16 protein-coding genes and 1 pseudogene are annotated in these 19,115 nt (G+C 37.4%); 3 read left to right on the top strand and 14 right to left on the bottom strand.

Annotation, left to right across the window (positions count from 1 at the left end):
* Positions 1-16: 16 nt before the first annotated feature.
* A protein-coding gene (locus L654_RS0106720; protein WP_139016090.1) for an IS3 family transposase occupies positions 17-1,131 on the bottom strand; the annotation gives its coding sequence in 2 pieces (ribosomal slippage) (positions 17-879 and positions 879-1,131; 1,116 coding nt in all).
* 39 nt (positions 1,132-1,170) lie between these two features.
* Here L654_RS0106720 and L654_RS1000000127260 point away from each other — a divergent pair.
* On the top strand, positions 1,171-1,422 hold the full coding sequence (locus L654_RS1000000127260; RefSeq protein WP_225305728.1) for an EAL domain-containing protein: 252 nt from the start codon (positions 1,171-1,173) through the stop codon (positions 1,420-1,422).
* Positions 1,423-1,575: 153 nt separating this feature from the next.
* Here L654_RS1000000127260 and L654_RS0106705 read toward each other — a convergent pair whose 3' ends face one another.
* The 9 genes from L654_RS0106705 to L654_RS1000000128170 form a co-directional block, all read right to left on the bottom strand.
* Positions 1,576-2,025: a response regulator gene (locus tag L654_RS0106705; RefSeq protein WP_010552557.1), complete on the bottom strand. Its 450-nt coding sequence runs from the start codon at positions 2,023-2,025 to the stop codon at positions 1,576-1,578.
* The gene (locus tag L654_RS0106700) at positions 2,022-3,476 is read right to left on the bottom strand and encodes a HAMP domain-containing sensor histidine kinase (protein ID WP_024607627.1); all 1,455 of its coding nucleotides are present in this window, start codon (positions 3,474-3,476) and stop codon (positions 2,022-2,024) included. The genes L654_RS0106705 and L654_RS0106700 overlap by 4 nt, the downstream gene beginning before the upstream one ends.
* A 129-nt stretch (positions 3,477-3,605) precedes the next feature.
* Positions 3,606-4,265 (bottom strand): MOSC domain-containing protein, encoded by a 660-nt coding sequence (locus L654_RS0106695; protein ID WP_024607626.1) that lies wholly within the window; start codon positions 4,263-4,265, stop codon positions 3,606-3,608.
* A gap of 121 nt (positions 4,266-4,386) precedes the next feature.
* Positions 4,387-5,319, bottom strand: coding sequence for an alpha-E domain-containing protein (locus L654_RS0106690; RefSeq protein ID WP_024607625.1), 933 nt, complete (start codon positions 5,317-5,319; stop codon positions 4,387-4,389).
* Between the two features lies 1 nt (position 5,320).
* A complete protein-coding gene (locus L654_RS0106685) occupies positions 5,321-6,775 on the bottom strand; it encodes a circularly permuted type 2 ATP-grasp protein (RefSeq protein ID WP_024607624.1) in 1,455 nt (484 codons plus the stop codon).
* Positions 6,776-6,821: 46 nt separating this feature from the next.
* Positions 6,822-7,700: a transglutaminase family protein gene (locus L654_RS0106680; RefSeq protein WP_024607623.1), complete on the bottom strand. Its 879-nt coding sequence runs from the start codon at positions 7,698-7,700 to the stop codon at positions 6,822-6,824.
* A complete protein-coding gene (locus L654_RS0106675) occupies positions 7,697-10,216 on the bottom strand; it encodes a circularly permuted type 2 ATP-grasp protein (protein WP_024607622.1) in 2,520 nt (839 codons plus the stop codon). Before L654_RS0106675 ends, L654_RS0106680 begins: the two co-directional genes overlap by 4 nt.
* 112 nt (positions 10,217-10,328) lie before the next feature.
* Positions 10,329-12,860, bottom strand: a complete 2,532-nt coding sequence (locus L654_RS01000000125655; protein ID WP_225305727.1) for a transglutaminase family protein — start codon at positions 12,858-12,860, stop codon at positions 10,329-10,331.
* The gene (locus tag L654_RS1000000128170) at positions 12,824-13,642 is read right to left on the bottom strand and encodes a transglutaminase family protein (protein WP_225305726.1); all 819 of its coding nucleotides are present in this window, start codon (positions 13,640-13,642) and stop codon (positions 12,824-12,826) included. The genes L654_RS01000000125655 and L654_RS1000000128170 overlap by 37 nt, the downstream gene beginning before the upstream one ends.
* 1,009 nt (positions 13,643-14,651) lie before the next feature.
* Here L654_RS1000000128170 and L654_RS0106665 point away from each other — a divergent pair.
* Positions 14,652-15,425: an SHOCT domain-containing protein gene (locus L654_RS0106665; protein WP_024607621.1), complete on the top strand. Its 774-nt coding sequence runs from the start codon at positions 14,652-14,654 to the stop codon at positions 15,423-15,425.
* A gap of 69 nt (positions 15,426-15,494) precedes the next feature.
* Positions 15,495-16,664: a putative zinc-binding metallopeptidase gene (locus L654_RS0106660; protein WP_024607620.1), complete on the top strand. Its 1,170-nt coding sequence runs from the start codon at positions 15,495-15,497 to the stop codon at positions 16,662-16,664.
* Between the two features lie 157 nt (positions 16,665-16,821).
* Here the strand turns inward: L654_RS0106660 and L654_RS0106655 are convergent, their stop codons facing one another.
* The 4 genes and pseudogenes from L654_RS0106655 to L654_RS0106640 all read right to left on the bottom strand — a co-directional run.
* On the bottom strand, positions 16,822-18,141 hold the full coding sequence (locus L654_RS0106655; protein ID WP_024607619.1) for a hypothetical protein: 1,320 nt from the start codon (positions 18,139-18,141) through the stop codon (positions 16,822-16,824).
* A 127-nt stretch (positions 18,142-18,268) separates the two neighbouring features.
* Positions 18,269-18,722, bottom strand: a pseudogene (gene moaE, locus L654_RS01000000125645) (molybdopterin synthase catalytic subunit MoaE).
* On the bottom strand, positions 18,722-19,021 hold the full coding sequence (locus L654_RS0106645) for a MoaD/ThiS family protein (RefSeq protein ID WP_024607618.1): 300 nt from the start codon (positions 19,019-19,021) through the stop codon (positions 18,722-18,724). The pseudogene moaE and the gene L654_RS0106645 overlap by 1 nt, the downstream one beginning before the upstream one ends.
* On the bottom strand, positions 18,999-19,115 hold a 117-nt coding region (locus tag L654_RS0106640; protein ID WP_029753531.1), incomplete at its 5' end, for a cyclic pyranopterin monophosphate synthase MoaC. The genes L654_RS0106640 and L654_RS0106645, both read right to left, overlap by 23 nt.

Here is a 19,115-nt window from a genome sequence, read left to right as displayed (position 1 = left end):
GGTAATCCCCCCATTTTTAATGGAGGCTATCTGTAGAATCTTCGTTGTTTAACTTTTCCAGTTTTTGTATGGGGGTTATGCCACCTATCCCCATGTTAGGCCGTTCATTATTATAAGCCCATAACCAATCGGTTGCTTTATCTTGTAACTCACTAATATCACTGTAAATATAATGACTTAGCCAGTCATACCTAACCGTACGATTAAACCGCTCTACATAAGCATTTTGTTGCGGGTTACCTGGTTGAATAAATCGTAATTCAATATTATTATTTAACGCCCACTCTGCTAATTTATGGCTAATATATTCAGGCCCATTGTCACACCTGATAGCTTTTGGCTTTCCACGCCATTCTATAATTTGATTCAGCGAGCGGATAACACGCTCAGCGGGGAGTGATAAGTCAGCATCTATTGTGAGTCCTTCTCGATTGAAATCATCAATCACATTGAACAAGCGACACCCTCTGCCATCAGATAATTGGTCGTGCATAAAATCCATTGACCAACATTCGTTAATGGCATCAGGTACAGCCAATGGCTCAGGCTTCTCCCTTGTTAGACGTTTTCTAGGCTTTATTCGCAGATTCAACTCAAGCTCACGGTAAATACGATAAACGCGCTTATGATTCCACGTGTAGCCTTTAACATTGCGTAAATATAAAAAACATAAACCAAATCCCCAATTACGCTGACATTGGCTTAAATCCAATAGCAACGCTGCAATCTTCTCATTTTCATCAGATAGTTTAGGCGTATAGCGATAGCATGTTTCACTTATCATAAAAGTGCGACAGGCTGAGGCAATACTCATTTTATTTGTGCTAACGACTTCATGTGCCAATACTTTGCGCTCAGAAGCCTTTACCACTTTTTTGTCATTGCCTCTTGAATGACCTCAGATTTTAGCCGCTCTTCAGCATACATTTTCTTTAAACGGCGATTTTCATCTTCAAGCTCTTTCATTCGTGTCATTAAAGACGCATCCATGCCGCCGTATTTAGCGCGCCATTTATAAAAGGTTGAGTTGCCCATGCCATGTTCACGGCATAGCTCAGGAATAGGCACGCCGCTTTCTGCTTGTTTTAAAATAGCGAGGATCTGACTGTCTGTAAAATGTGCTTTTTTCATAATTTTCTCCTGTGTTTACAATAAGAGAAAATTCTACGTTTGGCATCTATTATTTTTAGGGAGGATTACCGAGAAAATAATAAGCGATTAAAAATAATCGAGAGCTTATCTTTAATGCTGAAAAAACTAGATTTTTCTGTAGTAGCTGAAGGAATCGAAACTGAAACCCAGCATCAGCTATGTAAAAAATTAAATATAGACTACTTACAAGGTTTTCTCTTTTCAAAGCCTATACCTGTAAACGAAATTAATTTGCTGCTCGATGACTATAGTAAAAAAATAAGCCTTTAATAAATAGGTTATTTTGAGCCTTTGTAAAATTGAAGCTTAAATCAAACATCTGTGTAACCTTAAGCTAAAAACCTTTGGTTTGTGCCACATACTCAAACTAAAGGCTCTCCAATTGGCACAGCCTAGCGGGTTAAAACCTAAAACACATGCAAATCAGCTGTGTTTTTCCAAATGCTGACCGATGACAGCCAATACTTTTTCTTTTAACTCTGCTGCCTGGAAGCTTCCTTTTACAAGGTAACCTTTAACAAAATCGTGTGACATTATAATCTTTTTTTCTTCTTCTCTTTCTGATGAGCTAAACATCATAACCACACACGAGCTGATTTCTATCATCTTCCTCAGTTTAGAAAACTCTTCTAAAAACTGAATACCATTGACTCTTGGCATATTGATGTCCAAAAATATGAGTATTGGAGGAAATCCATCAGGGTACTCTTTTCTATTAGCTTCATAATTTTCTAGAAATTCTAATGCTTCCTGGCCATCTTTTTTTTCAAAAATTGTAAGATCTAATTCAGCCTCTTTAATTAATCTTTTAAGAATATACCGGTCAACTTCATTGTCATCGACAATTAATATAGGGGGTTTAATTTTTGTCATGTTAGCTTATCCATTGGTATTATTATTTTAAACGTCGTACCTTCATCAGAGCTTTGCAGTGATATTTCACCATTTAAATACTCAATATGTTTTTTAACCAGCGCCATCCCTAAACCAGAGCCTGTGCTCGTCTGTGCATGAAATCGCTTAAACATATCAAACACTTCACTTTTATGCTTTTGTGGTATTCCCATTCCGTTATCTGTAACAGTAATAAAAAACGTCTCTTGCTCATTAAAAATATCACAGCGGACATAAGGCGAGTCTTTATTTCTATCGTAATACTTCAATCCGTTTGAAATTAAGTTTTCAATAATTTGAGCAAAACGCGCTTTTTCAGACCTTATAGGTGCTGATAGATTAATTGTTGTTTCGAGCGCACAAGGATTATCTTTCATGAGCCAAGACAGTCGTTCTTTCATATCAATAATTAACTGATTAAAGTCAATTAAATCTTTATCCTCATTACCAATTTCAGCTTTGGCTAACAATAAAATATCAACAACAAGTGTTTCTAACTTTTCCATTTGTTGATAAATAACCAGTGCATTTCGGCTTGCCTCCTCTGTGTCTCCCGCTTTTATATCTTCGATAACAAAATTCGCTAAGGATTTAGCCCCTGACAGCGGTGACTTCAGGTCATGGGAAGCCCGATAAGCAAACTGGGCAAGCTCATCATTTGCTTGCTGCAGGGAAGCTGTTTGGCTGTTTATAATCTCTTTGAGTTCAATACTGTTTTCAATATTTAAAAGAACATTTTTAATTCGTTGTCTGGCCGCGATAACGAGTGCTTTTAATTCACCCGACGTTTTTATATCAAGTTCATCGTCTAGATTAATATTGCTTTCGGGCTTACTTGATAAAAGTAGAGTTAGATTTCGAATAGAGCTGGATATTGTGCGAGAAAGATAACTTATAAAAAGAATATTAATAAAAGATATGATTATAACAAGTGGAATTAACGTCATTAGTATAAACGATACTGTTTTTCTGATTGGTTCTTCAAACATCTCAGAGTGTTTGTTAAAGCTATCAAGTGCAACATTAAGGTTTAATAAAAAATCATCTCTGCTGAGTTCACCTTTATTATATTGAATAACTGACAATAGTGCTTTATCCGCAATTTCTATATCGTTTTCACAAATTGTTAAAGTTTGCTCTGTGTTAATAAATTTCATAACAGCATAATTTAATGGGTTTATTTCTTCAATATATTCAATCGGTTGCTGCCTAATTAACAATATATCTGACTCAATGGTATTTATATCTATGGGGATATTGTTTTCTATTTTTTTAACTGACTTGGTAAGTTGATGTGTATATTTTAAGTGAAGAAAATTAAGTTGGTGAAACTTAGCTCCTTTAGCTATTTCAAAAGCGGAATAAACAGTAATGCTTACCTCTGCTGCAGTTAAAATCACAATAAGCATCAATTTTCTGGAGATATGCATATACGACACCTATTTTAGCTACTAACCCAATAGTTTTTGCGTAACACTATAATAATTATAGTATTTATAACCTTAGGTATAGCAGATTTTATCTTTTTTACTAGGTGAACTATAAATAACAATTTATGTTTAGCTTTGTTCGCTTTTTATACCAAGCTTCTTTTTTAGCTTTTCTTGCCACTCTACAGCAAGCTCTGGCAAAGTTAATGCTTCTAAAAGTATGTCTTCATAACCTACATATTTTTTATCAAAAAACGCTTGAAACAGCTTTTTAACTGATATGTCGTGCGAGGCTTTCTTCTCGATAACAACACTATCACCCGTTTTTGCAACGCCCTGCTCTAGTACCCTAAAATACACGCCAGTGCAGTAATGCTGCGTAAACAGTTTAAGGCTGTTTTTATTATTAAGGGCGATAGCTAATTTAAAACAAGGCACACGAGGCTGGCTTACTTCAAGCAGTGCAGTACCAATTCGAATATGGTCTCCTATGTGTATATTCGCTTCATTAAGGTCAGAAATCGTGAAGTTTTCGCCAAATATACCGCTACTTAAGTTCTCGTTTTCAAGAGTCTTCTGCCAGTACTCATAATGATTGTGCGAAAAAGCATATACCGCTTTATCTACCCCGCCGTGATTAACTAAATCAGCTTGCTCGTCACCTATAATGTTTAGTTTTTCAATCACTACAGGTTCGTTAGTTGGGGTTTTGAATATTCCCGTTTTCACCTCTTTACCATTATGAATAAGAGTTTTAATTTTAGAGATATTAGTCGAGATGATTTTCATTGCGATACCAACGGATGAGGAAGTAAAGATTAATTATGCAGGTTTTAAAATTATTATAAATAAATTTAAGCAAAAATGACCGCTTAAGACTAAGCAGTCATTTCACAATATACAGTTTTTATTATTCTGCTTGTTTTAAAAAATACGTTTCGGCCAGTCCGTTATGTATTCCAGCTAAGTCTATTTGTATTTCATCGATAAAGTCATGCAACAGACCATTTTTAAGTACTCGTACGTCTTTATTTTCTAACTCAATAATTGCATCATCAATTGATTTAATAATTTCTGTTGAGTTTGGCAAAGGTAAAACCAATGCTTTTAATTCATTCATGCAAAATAAAATTGACCGAGGGAATACTTTGCTGTGCATCACAAATTCTATTACATCTGCACGCTGTACTCTAACGCCCATTTCTTGGCGATACATTTGATAAGCACTTAATGAGCGCAATAAACTGATCCACTGAATATTATCAAACGGTTTTACTTTTTCTTCATTAGTAATTAACGTAGCAGAGCGAATATCTAAAATTCGCGATGTCATGTCTGCGCGCTCTATAATCGAACCAAAGCGGATAAAAACGTAGCCCTGATCATGATTAATTGTGGCATCTAACGCCCCAAATATTTGATGGGCTGAATCTATAATCTTTTTTAAATAATCAAAACGTCCGCGCTTTGTTATCCCTTCTTTTTGATTGTCTTTTACATAATAATACAGAGAGTTAATTTCTTCCCATACATCTCGAGGAATTACATCGCGGATTGTACGCGCGCTTTCTCGTGCCGAAGTAATAGAGTTTAAAATTGACGAGCTGTTATCACTACCAACAAGTAAATACCTTAATGCTTTTTGTTCAGTAAAATCAGTATGGTTTTCTGAATACGCTTTACGCACACCAATAATATCAATTAATGGCTCCCAGCCGGTACATACGCCTTTGGGTAAGTCCATCATCAGTAAATTGTTAACGTTGATTAAACGAGCTACATTTTCCGCGCGCTCAATGTATCGAGATACCCAATATAAAGTTTCGCCTACTCTTGATAACATATTATTTAGCCTCTTCGTCAACAATCCAAGTATCTTTACTGCCACCACCTTGTGATGAATTAACCACCAAAGAGCCTTTAACCATAGCAACACGCGTTAATCCGCCAGTGGTAACTTGCGTATCTTTACCTGATGATAAAATAAACGGTCTTAAATCGGTATGTCGACCATCTGGTTTATTACCATCAAATGTTGGTACTGTTGATAAATCTAATGTTGGTTGAGCTACCCAGTTTCGTGGGTCCGCTTTAATTTGAGCAATACACGCTTCTTGTTCTTTTTTAGTCGATTTAGGACCAATTAATAATCCATATCCGCCAGATTCATTTGCTGGTTTAACAACAAGCTTATCGATATTTTTAATCACATGGTCGCATTCTTTCGGGTCTAAACATTTGAACGTTGGGACATTAGCAAGTTTAGCTTCCTCGCCTAAGTAGTACTTAATCATCTCAGGTACATAGCCGTAAACTACTTTGTCATCAGCAACACCTGCGCCTGGTGCATTAACCAAAGCAACATTACCTTTAGACCAAGCACGCATTAATCCAGGAACGCCAAGTTGGGATTCTGGTAAAAAGGCTTCTGGGTCTAAAAACAAATCATCTATACGACGATAAATAACATCAACTCGTTGTAGCCCTGTGATTGTTCTCATGTATACACAGTCATCTTTTTCAACAACTAAATCGCGCCCTTCTACCAGTTCGCAACCCATTTCTTGGGCAAGGTAACAATGCTCAAAATAAGCGGAGTTAAACACCCCAGGAGTAAGTACCACGACTTCTGGTTTATCTTGTGGACGAGGCGACATTGCCGCTAGCATATCAAATAATTGTGAAGGGTAATCATCAACAGGTAAAATCGATACTTGCTCAAATAATTCAGGGAATACACGCTTCATTACAGAGCGATTTTCAAGCATATAAGATACACCAGAAGGAACACGCAGGTTATCCTCAAGCACATACATTGTACCGCTACCATCGCGTACTAAATCTGAGCCACAAATATGCGCCCATATTTTATTTGGCGGGTTTATTCCCACGCATTGCTGGCGAAAGTTAACTGATTTTTCTAGTAACCCTTTTGGAAAAACACCATCTTTTATTATTTTTTGGTCGTGGTATAAATCATCTATAAAAAGGTTAAGCGCTTCAACACGTTGCTTTAAACCAACCTCTACGCTTTGCCATTCTTTTTTACCAATAGTTCGAGGGATAATATCAAACGGCCAGGCTCTATCAATCATATTACCTTCGTTGTAAACCGTGAAAGTAATACCCATTTCTTTAATTGCTAAATCAGCAACCGCTCTGGCTTTTACTAATTCTTCTGCTGATAAATTAGCAAAAAATTGTGCTAATTGTGTTCCATGCGATCTAACGTTTCCTTGTGCATCAATTAATTCATCAAAGAAACCTTTTGTTTGGTACGCTTTCCAATCAATTTTCATACACTCTTTCACCTTATCCATCATCATATATGACGTAGTTAAACTGCTATTCCATTCGAATCATATCAACTGCTACATCAAGCAATTGACTACCGCCACCAAATACCACTCCTTTTAAAGGAGTTACGTCAGAAAAGTCTCGCCCTACGGCTAGAGTAATATGCTGATCGCGTGGTAAAACATTATTTGTTGGATCAAAATCAACCCAACCAAAGTTTGGAACAAATACCGCAAACCATGCATGAGTTGCATCTGCACCTTCTAGCTTTTCTTCGCCTTCTGGTGGCATAGTTTCTATGTACCCACTTACGTATCGACCTGCTAACCCTACGCTGCGTAAGCATGCAAGCGCAAAGTGTGCAAAGTCTTGGCAAACGCCCCTTTTTTGTGCAAAAACAGTGCTCAAAGGCGTACTAATTGTTGTAAAACCAGGATCATAATGAAATTCATGAAAAATTCGTGCCATTAAATCTTTGCATGCAGAAATTATATTTTTGTGTGCATCAAACGAAATTAATGTGTATTCCTTAATTCCTTTATCTATTGGAATAAGTTGTGAAGGTAGTACAAATTCAGACGTTTTTAATAATTCCGCCGTATTTGGTTTAACCAATAAATCACGTACTTTTCGCCAAGCAATATCAACACTCTCTAAATTGCTATTAGCGCCGACTAACAGTTCTACCTCGCTGATCATCGTTACTTTAAGTTTTTTATGCTGTATTGCTATTTCAAACGCTGTTACCTGATTATTAAAATAATCAGTAAATGTTTGTAAGTAAGTCGGTGTAGGTTCAATTTCTACACGACTACTGTGGCATATTTGCCCGCGATTCGTTTTTGGCGTTAATCGCGCTTGGTTTTGACACAAACTAACAAAGTCTGAATAGTTGTATGTAGTCGAGTGCTTTATTTTATATTTCACGATTGAGCTTGCTCAATATTAGTCCAGTTCAATTTATTTGCCGTTTGGGTATGAGAAAAATACTGTAGTAATAATACATCACAAAATGTATCTAAGTTCATACGCGTATTATGGTTAAATTCGATTAACTGGTTACGTTGTCCATTTTCACTTTTTTGTAGGTAATCTTTCTCAGTTACATAACAACTTGTTTTAGATAGTAAAATTGCTTTTTCGTGTGCCGCAATTACGCCTTGTCTGCGTTTTGTGGGTAAATGCTTACACAACTTATTAATTTCCTCTAACTGAAATAATAAAGAACGTGGGTATTCAGCATCTAAAAGTAATAGCTCAAGCCCTGTACCAATGGTTTGATACATTCTATATCGGCGCTTATGCGTAACTAAACTAACTTGGCAACTTAGCACTGCTTCAAGTAAGCCAAGCTCTTCGGGCTCGTCTAACTCTTTGGTTAATAAAGCCGCACTTAGTGATGTTATTTGTAAGCTACGCTCTACTCTTCTGCCCATTTCGAGTAAAAACCAGCCATTACTATTTGGCATACAATCTGCAATCGAGCCATTAAAAGCCATAATTGAGCCTATAACTCTATCTAGGCTGCTTTGCATTGCACGCGTTGGAATATTAATATTTACATTTTTAAATACTTTAATTTGCTCATTAATATCATCAATTATTCGGCGGCTATCATGAGATAGTAATTCTTGAATTTGCACCGACGCATTTGCAATGTACTTTAATGTATTAATAATACTGCCAGCGCATTGCTCGTCTGCAAGGAGTTGAAAGGCGGTTTCTTTAGACAGATTTACATCAATGCCATCTAGTTTTAAATCAGGTTCTATATAGGGATAAACAATATATTGCGACCTAATGGCATTAGAAAGCCGTGCAACTATACTTTTTCGTATTGAATCTGGGTAAACAGAAAACTCGGTGTACTTGTCTATAAAAATACGCAATATACGTATGGTGTTTTCGCAGCGTTCTAAGTATCGACCCAACCAAAAAAGGTGCTCAGCCGTACGGCTCGAAATAACCCCTTCAAGTAGCGTTACATCCATTCTTTTTCTAATTGGCACCGGTGGATTATGCTCGCCTAAATCAACTCTATCGGCTGTATTTATCCATGTATCTTTGATCCAACCAGATATTCTCGGGTTGTTACTTTTTTCGTTCGAAAAACACAGTGCTGAAGGAAGTACTTCTACGCCATTTTCTGTGGTTAATGCATAACACCTAAACACCACTGGCTTGGAGATTAATTGCCCGTCATGCCAAAATGGTGCACTGCTAAAAGAAGGCTTTTCTTGGAAAAAGTAATTATCGGGTTCTTTGCTAATAAGTAGCTTTATTTCTTGCTCGTCTAACACTCCATCTAACTTAAGTGTAGGGTCTATAGCAGATAGTAGTTCGAGGTTATTCCAATCAATGGCTTGCGCTTCTTTTACACTTAAGTAATTTGGCTCACCTAACAACAGCGGTTGTTTTAAAATTTGCTGCGATAACTTTTCTAAGTTGCATTTTATTGAAGGTGACGAGAGCACACCACTACCAAACGGGTTTAAAACCTTAACCGACCCTTGTCGTACAGATTGTAATAAGCCCGGAATACCATGAAGTGAATATTCAGTTTGCTCTAAAGAGTCAATACAACGATCAGAAACCCAGCGTAAAATGACATTAATTTTACCCAAGCCTTGTAACGATTTTAAACAAACGTCACCACCACGTACGGTTAAGTCGGCGCTTTGTACTAATGTATAGCCAAAGTAGGTAGATAGGAATGCATGCTCGTTGTAGTTAGGGTCATCAATTCCTTGGGTTAGAATTACAATTCGTGGGTCATCCATATAGTGGGTATATTCATTAATACCCTCTTGGAATAGGTTTAAAAATTCTTTAATTTGCTGAACATTACATTCGGCAAATTCTTCAGCCATTACACGCCTTGCAATAATACGGCTTTTAATTAATAGCCCTAAGCCTAACGGGCACTGACAATGATCGCTTAATACTTTAAATTCGCCTGTTGGCGTGCGGTAAACATCTAATGCAGTAAAAAATAGTGTTAATTCGTTACTAGGTAAGCTAAAACCTTCGCGTAAGTAATTAGGGTCTTGAAAAAGCTGCTTTGCAGGAATATGACCATCAACTAATAATGTTTGGTCACCGTAAATATCTTGCTGAATTTTATTTAATAAAAGGGTTCTCTGTTTTATTCCCTCTTCGAGCAACGCCCAATCAGCTTTAGATAACATAAATGGCAACGGGTCGAAGTGCCACTGCTTATTGCTTTCATTTTTAATATTGCCATTTTGTAGCAATTGGCTTATTTCTGTAGCGCGGCTACTAACATCATCTGCTGTTAGACTAGCTAAACGCTTAAATAAAGTATCCCAATGGTCTGGGTTTAAACCACTGTGGTTTGCTAGTTCATCATGTCCATGTGATTTATCAAGGTATAAAGACAACCACTCAGGCAATTCCGGCATCGCGTTATTGTTAATATACAAGCTGAAAGCGCTCCAATTTATAGTAAATAGCCGTGTTCATAATGATGCTTTAAAAATATTTAGTCATTCCACTTTAAATAATTTCAAAGTGGAATGACACAACTATCAATTATTATTTAAAGTTAGGCTGCCTGCGTAAATCCAAGGTATTTGGATAATCAGGATTACTACTTTCTTCATCAGGTACCACGTATTCACTTGCGCTTTGCGCCGATTGAAAACTATGCGTAACCGCCGATGGGCTCCAGCTTGGTTCTGCTGATGCAAGTAACGATGGTGTATGCCCATGCTCCCAAAATCTTGCAACTCTGCGCCCTTCAGCTTCAAATGCATTAACCGGTAGCGTTTCAGGGTTACGACCCCCAGCATGGCTCACATGATATACAAAGCCTCCAACTGAACGACCTTCCCACGTATCGATTAAATCAAAAACTAATGGAGCATGTACGCCAATAGTTGGGTGAAGCGCTGTAGGTGGTTGCCAAGCTCTGTATCGTATACCCGCGACCATTTCATCTTTTGCTTTACCTTTAACCGGTTTAAGCGGCACTCTTCGACCATTACACGTTACAACATAGCGATCGCTCATTGTTCCTTGTACTTTTATTTGTACTCTTTCTAATGACGAATCTACATAGCGCGCCGTACCCGACGCACTTGCCTCTTCGCCTAGTACATGCCAAGGCTCGATTGCGGTTCTAAGCTCAAGTGTAACGTTATCAAGTTCTCGCGTTCCACATACCGGAAACCTAAATTCAAAAAATGGATTTAACCAACTTAACTGAAATTGAAAACCTGCTTGTTGTAAATCGCGGCTTACTTCAGCTAAATCGTTTTCTACATATTGTGGTAATAAAAACTTATCGTGTAACTCTGTACCCCAACGTATTAATGGCTTGTGGTAAGGTTTTTTCCAAAACCAAGCAAGTAAAGTACGCAACAGTAGCATTTGCACTAAGCTCATTTGAGAATGTGGAGGCATTTCAAAGCCTCTAAATTCTACAATCCCTAAACGACCTGTGGCTGAGTCGGGTGAATAGAGCTTATCAATACAAAATTCTGCTCTGTGTGTATTACCCGTTAAATCCACTAATAAATTACGAAGTAACCTATCAACTAACCAAGGTTCAGGCACCTCACCTTCGGGCATATGCGAAAAGGCAATTTCTAGCTCGTATAAAACTTCATCACGGGCTTCATCCACTCGCGGCGCTTGGCTTGTAGGGCCAATAAAAAGCCCCGAAAATAAATACGACAAACCAGGATGATGCTGCCAATAGGTAATAAAACTTCTTAAAATATCAGGTCTGCGTAAAAATGGGCTTTGCTCAGGTGTTTCGCCACCAAGCGTTACGTGGTTACCACCACCAGTACCAGTATGGCGACCATCTGCCATAAACTTATCGGTACCTAATCGGCATTCTTTTGCTAAACCGTATAACGTTGTGGTTCGACTGACTAATTGATCCCACGATGTTGAAGGATGAATATTTACTTCAATAACACCTGGATCTGGCGTTACAGCGTATTTTTCTACGCGGCTATCTTTAGGTGGGCTATAGCCTTCAATAACAAGCGGCATTTTAAGTTCTTTAGCCACACTCTCTATACTACTTATTAAACCCATGTAATGTTCAAAATGACTTGTTGGTGGCATAAATATATATAAACGCCCCTCTCTCACTTCCATTACAAGCGCAGTTTTAACCATTTCTTTACCAATAAAGCCCTTTTTAAGCTTTTTAGCTTTGGTAAAATTTTCTGGAATATCAAACGGGTCGCGGTCAATAATATTGCCGCTCCACTCAAGGCTGTCTAAAGGTAGGCGATAACCAAGTGGTGATTCACCCGGCAATAAAAAACAATGACCCCGTTTGAACTCCCACGTACACGACTGCCAACAGTTTTTACTATCGTTCCATTTTAAAGGTAGAACATAGCCAACAGGCTTTTCTATGCCTTTATCCATTTTAGCTAAAAAGCCTTTTCGGCTCATTGCATGGAGAAGTTCTGGTTGATCTGGCTTTATTTCGGTAGGTAATGAGGCTTCTTGCCACATGTGATATAAAATATCTTCATAAGCCGTAGTAAGTGCCTTGGTTTCAAGACCAAGTGAGTCACACAGTTTATCAGCAAACTTTTTAGTATCGGTATGATCAAATTTATAATCTTTATTAGGATCGGCTAATAGTGCAGCATCTTGCCATAAAGGCTCGCCGTCTTTGCGCCAATAGCACGCATATTGCCAACGTGGTAATGGCTCACCCGGATACCATTTACCTTGTCCGTAATGAGTAAAGCCACCTTTTGTGTATACTTTATTCATTTCTACAAATAAATTTTGAGCTAATATTCTTTTTTCTTTACCATCGGCATCAGTGTTCCACTGAGGATGTTCCATATCGTCAATAGAAATAAACGTAGGTTCGCCGCCCATGGTTAAATGTATATTTTCTTCATTGTAAACATTGTCAACGTGCTGACCTAAGCGGTTAATTGCCGCCCACTGCGCCTCAGAATATGGCTTAGTTACACGTGGGTCTTCGTGTACACGCGTTACTTTATTATAAAAGCTAAACTCAGATTTACAGTCGTCTATACCGCCTGTTACCGGCGCCNCGCCGAGCTTGGCTCTGGCGTACATGCCAATGGAATATGACCTTCACCAGCAAATAAACCCGAGGTAGGATCAAGCCCTATCCAACCTGCACCCGGAATATACACCTCGGTCCATGCATGCAAATCGGTAAAGTCTTCTTCTGGACCACTTGGACCATCTAATGATTTTTGATCTGAGGTTAGCTGGACTAAATAGCCCGATACAAATCGAGATGCCAACCCTAAATGACGAAACAGTTGTACTAACAACCAAGCAGAATCACGACACGAACCTGTTTTTTTACTTATTGTTTCGTTTGCCGTTTGCACACCGGGTTCTAAACGAATGCCATAACCTACTAATTCATAAATAGCTTGATTAACAGCCACTAAAAAATCAACGCTTCTAAGCGGCTCTTTAGGATTTAAAGATTCAATTAACTCTTTAAATTTTGGACTGGCTTTGCGTTTTTTTAAATAAGGAGCGAGCTCTGACTTTGAAATAGCATCGTAAACAAATGGGAAGTTTTCGGCATAATCTTCTAAAAAGAAATCAAAAGGATTAATAACCGTTAGTTCGGCGACCAAATCGACCGTAAAACTAAATTCGGTAGTTGGTTTGTTAAACACCACCCTCGCTTGGTAATTACCAAAAGGGTCTTGTTGCCAATTTATATAATGATCTTCTGGAACTATTTTTAAAGAATAACTTTTAATTTTTGTACGGCTATGTGGCGCTGGACGTAATCGGAATATATGCGGCCCCATATTAACTGACCGATCGTATTTATACTGAGTATGGTGCGAAATCCCAACTGTAATTGTCATCTATTAATTCCCCTTTAATAATGTATGGCCACAATATAACGCTGAAAATATTATTTGGACTAATTCACCTGAGCAATTTTTATACCAGCAAACTTATAAATTAGTGCTCCTCATCCATTTGCCGACTCATACACAAAGCAACGCCATGCATAAAGGTTTTGACCAAATTAATAGAAAAAACACACCAACTCTGTAAATATTAAACTTGGTGTAATTTATACCATCAATTTTAGATTTTTAATGGTGCAGATAATGCACCAAAATAGTGCTTAAAAATAACTTACAATTAAAACTAGTTAATTTAAAATATTGAAATAAAACAAATAATGTTAATTTTTTAAAATACTTACTCCGTTATTTATAACGCTAAACAGGTATAATTAAAAGTATTTATTTAGAGTTTAATAATCATTAAATAGTAAGAAATAGTTCACAATAAAGCTGCTGTTAAAGTAAGTAACGGTGCTATACTAGATCGATTTTTAACCGCTTACGTTACAGTAAAACTAACAATCTCGATGGGATAAAACAAGCAACTTTTAATACATAGATGCTTAACTTTAAAGATTAGTTTTGCAGTGGTGTGTTTTAATTTCAAACAAAACAGAACACGTCCAATTTGAAAAACCAACACATCTCACTAACCTGTTAATTTTTCATTATCATCAATGCTAAAGGTAATGCAGCACTAGGGCGTGTTGTTCTTTGGTGGTTGAATTTGCAGCAGTGTGTTTGGTATTTAAGCAAGGCAGAGTCTATGATGTGTGGTTGTTCCCCATACATAGGCGATAACGCAGCATAAATGCCAAACATGCGCTGCCCCTGGGTTCTGTCTAGGGACGATTGACTCTTTGTTGCTCGGTTTTTACTTAGCCCACTAGGTTACAAACCTCGCGCCGCGATTAAATCGCCCCTAGATTGAACAAATTTCAATCCCAAAAATCAACACGGCCTAGCGTATTTTCAGATTTTTTAAATCAACCCAATCTACCTAATAGGATATTTTCTTATGCAAAAGCTAACAGATGTCGGTGAAAACTTAGTTAATGGTATAGCATCTCGTTATAACCTCAGTCACGATGCAGTAATTCACATGTTAGTTAGCGTTAATAACGGCGGTTGCTCAATGGCACAGTTTAATTGCCCAGAACTTGGTGGTTCTGGTCAATGGATGCGTGGCGGAATGACAATGGTTGGCGACATGTTTAACAACGGTTTAAAATCAACCGTTGATAACTTGTGCAACGAACTTGCTAATATATTGAGCAATAACCAAATATTTCCGGTTATTCCTGCAGGAACGCCTGGCAGCAATCAATGGTGGCCAGGTAATCTAGGCAGCCCATTTAGCAGTGGTGCGCAAAATAATATTCGCTACGCTATATTCCCTAATCGCTTAGCCGTTGAATTAAATGGACAAGTGAGCGTATACGACACGTTAGATCATAATATTGGTGGTGTAAGCCAACAGCAAGGCAATAATACCTCTCTTACATTTAACAGTCAGTGGGGGACAATTAATGTAAATACCCTGCCATTAATTTCAGGGCAAACGCCAACGCCTCCAGAACCACAAAAAGACTTTACGCAGCAAGTAGTCGAACCAAATTTTGTACCATTAACACCTAACCAAATTAAAGCGCCGGCTAATAATACTGTGGGGCAATACTCGGTAGACGAAACACTCCAGATTATTGAAAAGTTAGCACAACTTCGCGACTCTAATGCGTTGAGTGATGATGAATTTAATATTAAAAAGTCTGAACTTTTAAAAAGGATTTAACTACTATCCTTAAATAGCATAACGCTAAGTAAAAGTGGTTTATACGGTCTCTTTTTTATTCGGTAACATATGAAAACATTTAAATGTAATTGCACAGATCAACTTATTTTATTTTTTGAAAGCAGCCATTGTTTGGCTTGTGGCAGAACCGTGGGTATTGATGATGAGTTCGACCAAGTTGAACCCTATGAAATTGATGAACAATCGGGGCTATTTTACAAAGCAGAAGCGCCTGACGTTTTTTATAAAAAATGTGATAACAACGCTCAGTATCACGTATGCAATGGCATGGTTAATTTAGATACATTTATACCCGTTGCCGATAAAGACGAAGTGCTGTGTTTTTCGTGCCGCTTTAATGAAACTGTGCCCGATTTAAGTATTGTTGAACATATTCCATTATGGAAAAAAATGGAGACAGCAAAACGTCGCGCTTTGTATACATTAAAGTCATTATCACTCCCTTTAAATACAACGATTCAAGAACCTGAAAGCGGATTAAGCTTCGATTTTATAGCAGACCGTAACGTAAGTGATCACTTTGTAAGCCCAATTATAGGTCAAGACGTTGTATTTACAGGACACGACTGCGGGCATATCACTATAAACCTAGCCGAGGCAGATGACGTAGCACGCTCACAAGCTAAAATAGCAATGGGTGAGCGTTATCGTACTTTACTTGGTCATTTTCGCCATGAACTTGGTCATTATTATTTTGATCAACTAATTGCAAATTCACCAAAAAAACATACTTTATGTAAGCAATATTTTGGTGATGACGAATTAGATTACCAGCAAGCACTCGATACTCATTATAAGCAAGGTGCGCCAGCTAACTGGCATGAAACCTTTATTAGTGAATACGCTACTATGCACCCTTATGAAGACTGGGCAGAAACATGGGCGCATTACATGCACATTATCGATACGCTTGAAACAGCCAAAAACTTTTCAATTACAGGCTCAACAACGGGTAATGAGTTTGAATTAGATGAAGCAGACGAGCTTCGATTGCCACAAAGTGCTTATTACTTTAATTCACAAACATCGATTGATGCTATTTTAGATACTTGGATGGAATTTTCGATTATTCTAAATTCACTAAATCGCAGCATGGGACTTGCCGATGCCTACCCATTTGTACTAACTCAAGCGGTGCGAACTAAGTTATCTTTCATCCATCATGCTATCCATAACAGGCTTAATTTAATGCCTGATTTGGGCATAGGAAAAGTGTAATAAAATAAGCTCAGTCCAAAAAACATTTTAATAAAGAGCCATTTATTCTTGCTATGACTTTTCATGCATAGGTAGATGGCTTTTTTATGATGAGAAAAAAGCCGTAAAATAAAAGTCTAAAAATAGTATATATCCCTACTTTTTCGCTGAAGCTTTATTAGCTTGTCACAGCGAGGTTATTCTTAAGTCGACTTATGACTTTTTCTTGATAAGTACTTACTGTAGAAAACTTTTGTATTGATACAAATAAGTCAGTTAGTTTTTCGTTTGATATATCAGAGATATTAATCCCTTTGTATATAATAGGTGCATTATTTTGTCTGGTTAAATTATCCGACAGTAAAATGTTCAATTTTACTGTACGTGCTAACTCTTCTTGATACAGAAAAAATTCTCTTAAATGTGTGCTAACAATATTGGCTGGTTTTGATCTGTCTATCATTAAAATCTCATCTATCAATCGATTCAATCTACTGCGAGATTCGATTGCTTCGTCGAGAATATCTAACCAATTAAGCTTTGTATTTGATAGTAAAGCTAAAAAATATACCGTACGTGCTTTATTATAATTAATAAAACCAGGCCACATAACATCTTCGCTAGATACTTTAAGTGCTTTATCAAACTGCTCAGCGGCAGATTTAAGATACATACTTACTTCTTCAAGTATTGATGGCTCTATAGTATTAATATTTTTTTGAGCCAGCTCTAAACCATCAATCGACAAAATATCTACAGAGTTCATATTTAGCGACTCACGTAATAAATGCATGCCTTTTTTGTTGTAATACAAACCTAGGTAATTATGGTAAATGGTTTTTATCACTGGATTACGAAGAATTGGACCTCTCACATGAAGTAAGTCTGCATGAATATTAAAATTATCATCAGCCACAAAACTTTGGTAAGAAACAACAGCTTTAAATAGCTTTATTGTTTCCGTTATTTGAATTGAATTACCTTTACTCACCGAGTGCAATATTTCACAGCGCCTATCAACTTCTGACAAAATTGTATCCATACGCTTTTTATAAAGTACTTTGTTAGTTTCTGATGCATTAAAAACAGCTGGAAATAAAACAATTAGGTCAATTATATATTGCAGGGTATCGGCAAAAAGAACGGCGGTTTCTGACTCTTTTTTTAGTTTATGCTCAATAGAGTCAAAAATTTCTTTCTCTAGTGTATTTTCATCTTGGGATTTAAACTGATTAATTAACTCTGGAAGTGAGGTTACGTAATTTTCATTATCTAAAATGTTACCTTCCATTTTACTAATGTTATTTACACTATCAATTGATGTATATGTTCTAACAGTAATAAATAAAGCTAATACGGCTATACAAAAGCTTACTGTTGATATGGTAAAGCTTAGTAAATCTTTACCTTCTTTTAAATCATATACCCATACAGCAAGAAAAGCTGAAAGTAGAACAAGTAATAATATTGTAAAATATAACATTTTTGATGTGCGCATATGTCTTCCAGACTTGGGTCGGGCTAACAATCTAATATTGCTGATTTATAACACGAAAAACGCAGACTTCACACGCAAACTGAGAGCTATATAACCCCTGTAGAGCACAAGTAATGAAATATCTGCATCACTTTTCCCATTTACCCAGCGCTTGTTTGTCACTTTGTTTAAACTCAACCCAATTTGATGAGTCTTTAAAGTGCTCTTTTTTCCAAAACGTGGCGTGGTTTTTTAAATAATCCATTATAAATTGTGCGCCTTCGAACGCGGCTTGGCGATGGCGGNACGCCTACAAACACAATTTGCTCGCCAAGTGCTAAGTAACCAACGCGATGAATAATGCATATTCGCGCCAATTGCCAGCGAGTTTGTGCTTGCTCTGCAATAGATTGAAGGAGTTGCTCGGTCATACCAGGGTAGTGCTCCAGCTCAAGTGCAATAACGTTGTCACCACTGCTGAACTCTCTTACCAATCCTGTAAAGGTGACAACAGCGCCATCGCTTTTATTATTACTACAAAGCGTATTGTGCTCGTCACCTACATTGAAATCATCGGTTTGTACTTGAATATGTATGCTCATTAGCCACCTGTAACCGGCGGGAAAAAGGCAAGCTCATCCCCTGCTTTCACTATTTCGTCGCTTGATGACATAGTTTGGTTAAGCGCTGCAAGTAGCTCACGCTCTTCCAGCCACGGTTGCCAATGCGGGTATTGGCTCACTAATCTTAATTTAAGCTCTGAAATAGTAAGCGGCTGCGTAATCTCAAGGCTTAATTTACTGCACTTTAACCGCTCTTTTAGTTGCCCAAAAAACAATAACTCTACTTTTCCGGCGCTAGATATTGCATCGTTTGGATTAATCGCGCTGCCAACTACCATTTTTGCCCCCTGCTTTTTGAGTAACGCGCATGCCGCTAATTTCCATTAGTGGGTCGGCTGCTTTACACATATCAAACAAAGTAAGCGCAGCAAC

This window comes from Pseudoalteromonas sp. TAB23, assembly GCF_000498075.1.
Classification (GTDB): Bacteria; Pseudomonadota; Gammaproteobacteria; order Enterobacterales; family Alteromonadaceae; genus Pseudoalteromonas; species Pseudoalteromonas arctica.
This window is presented reverse-complemented; position numbering and strand designations above follow the sequence as displayed.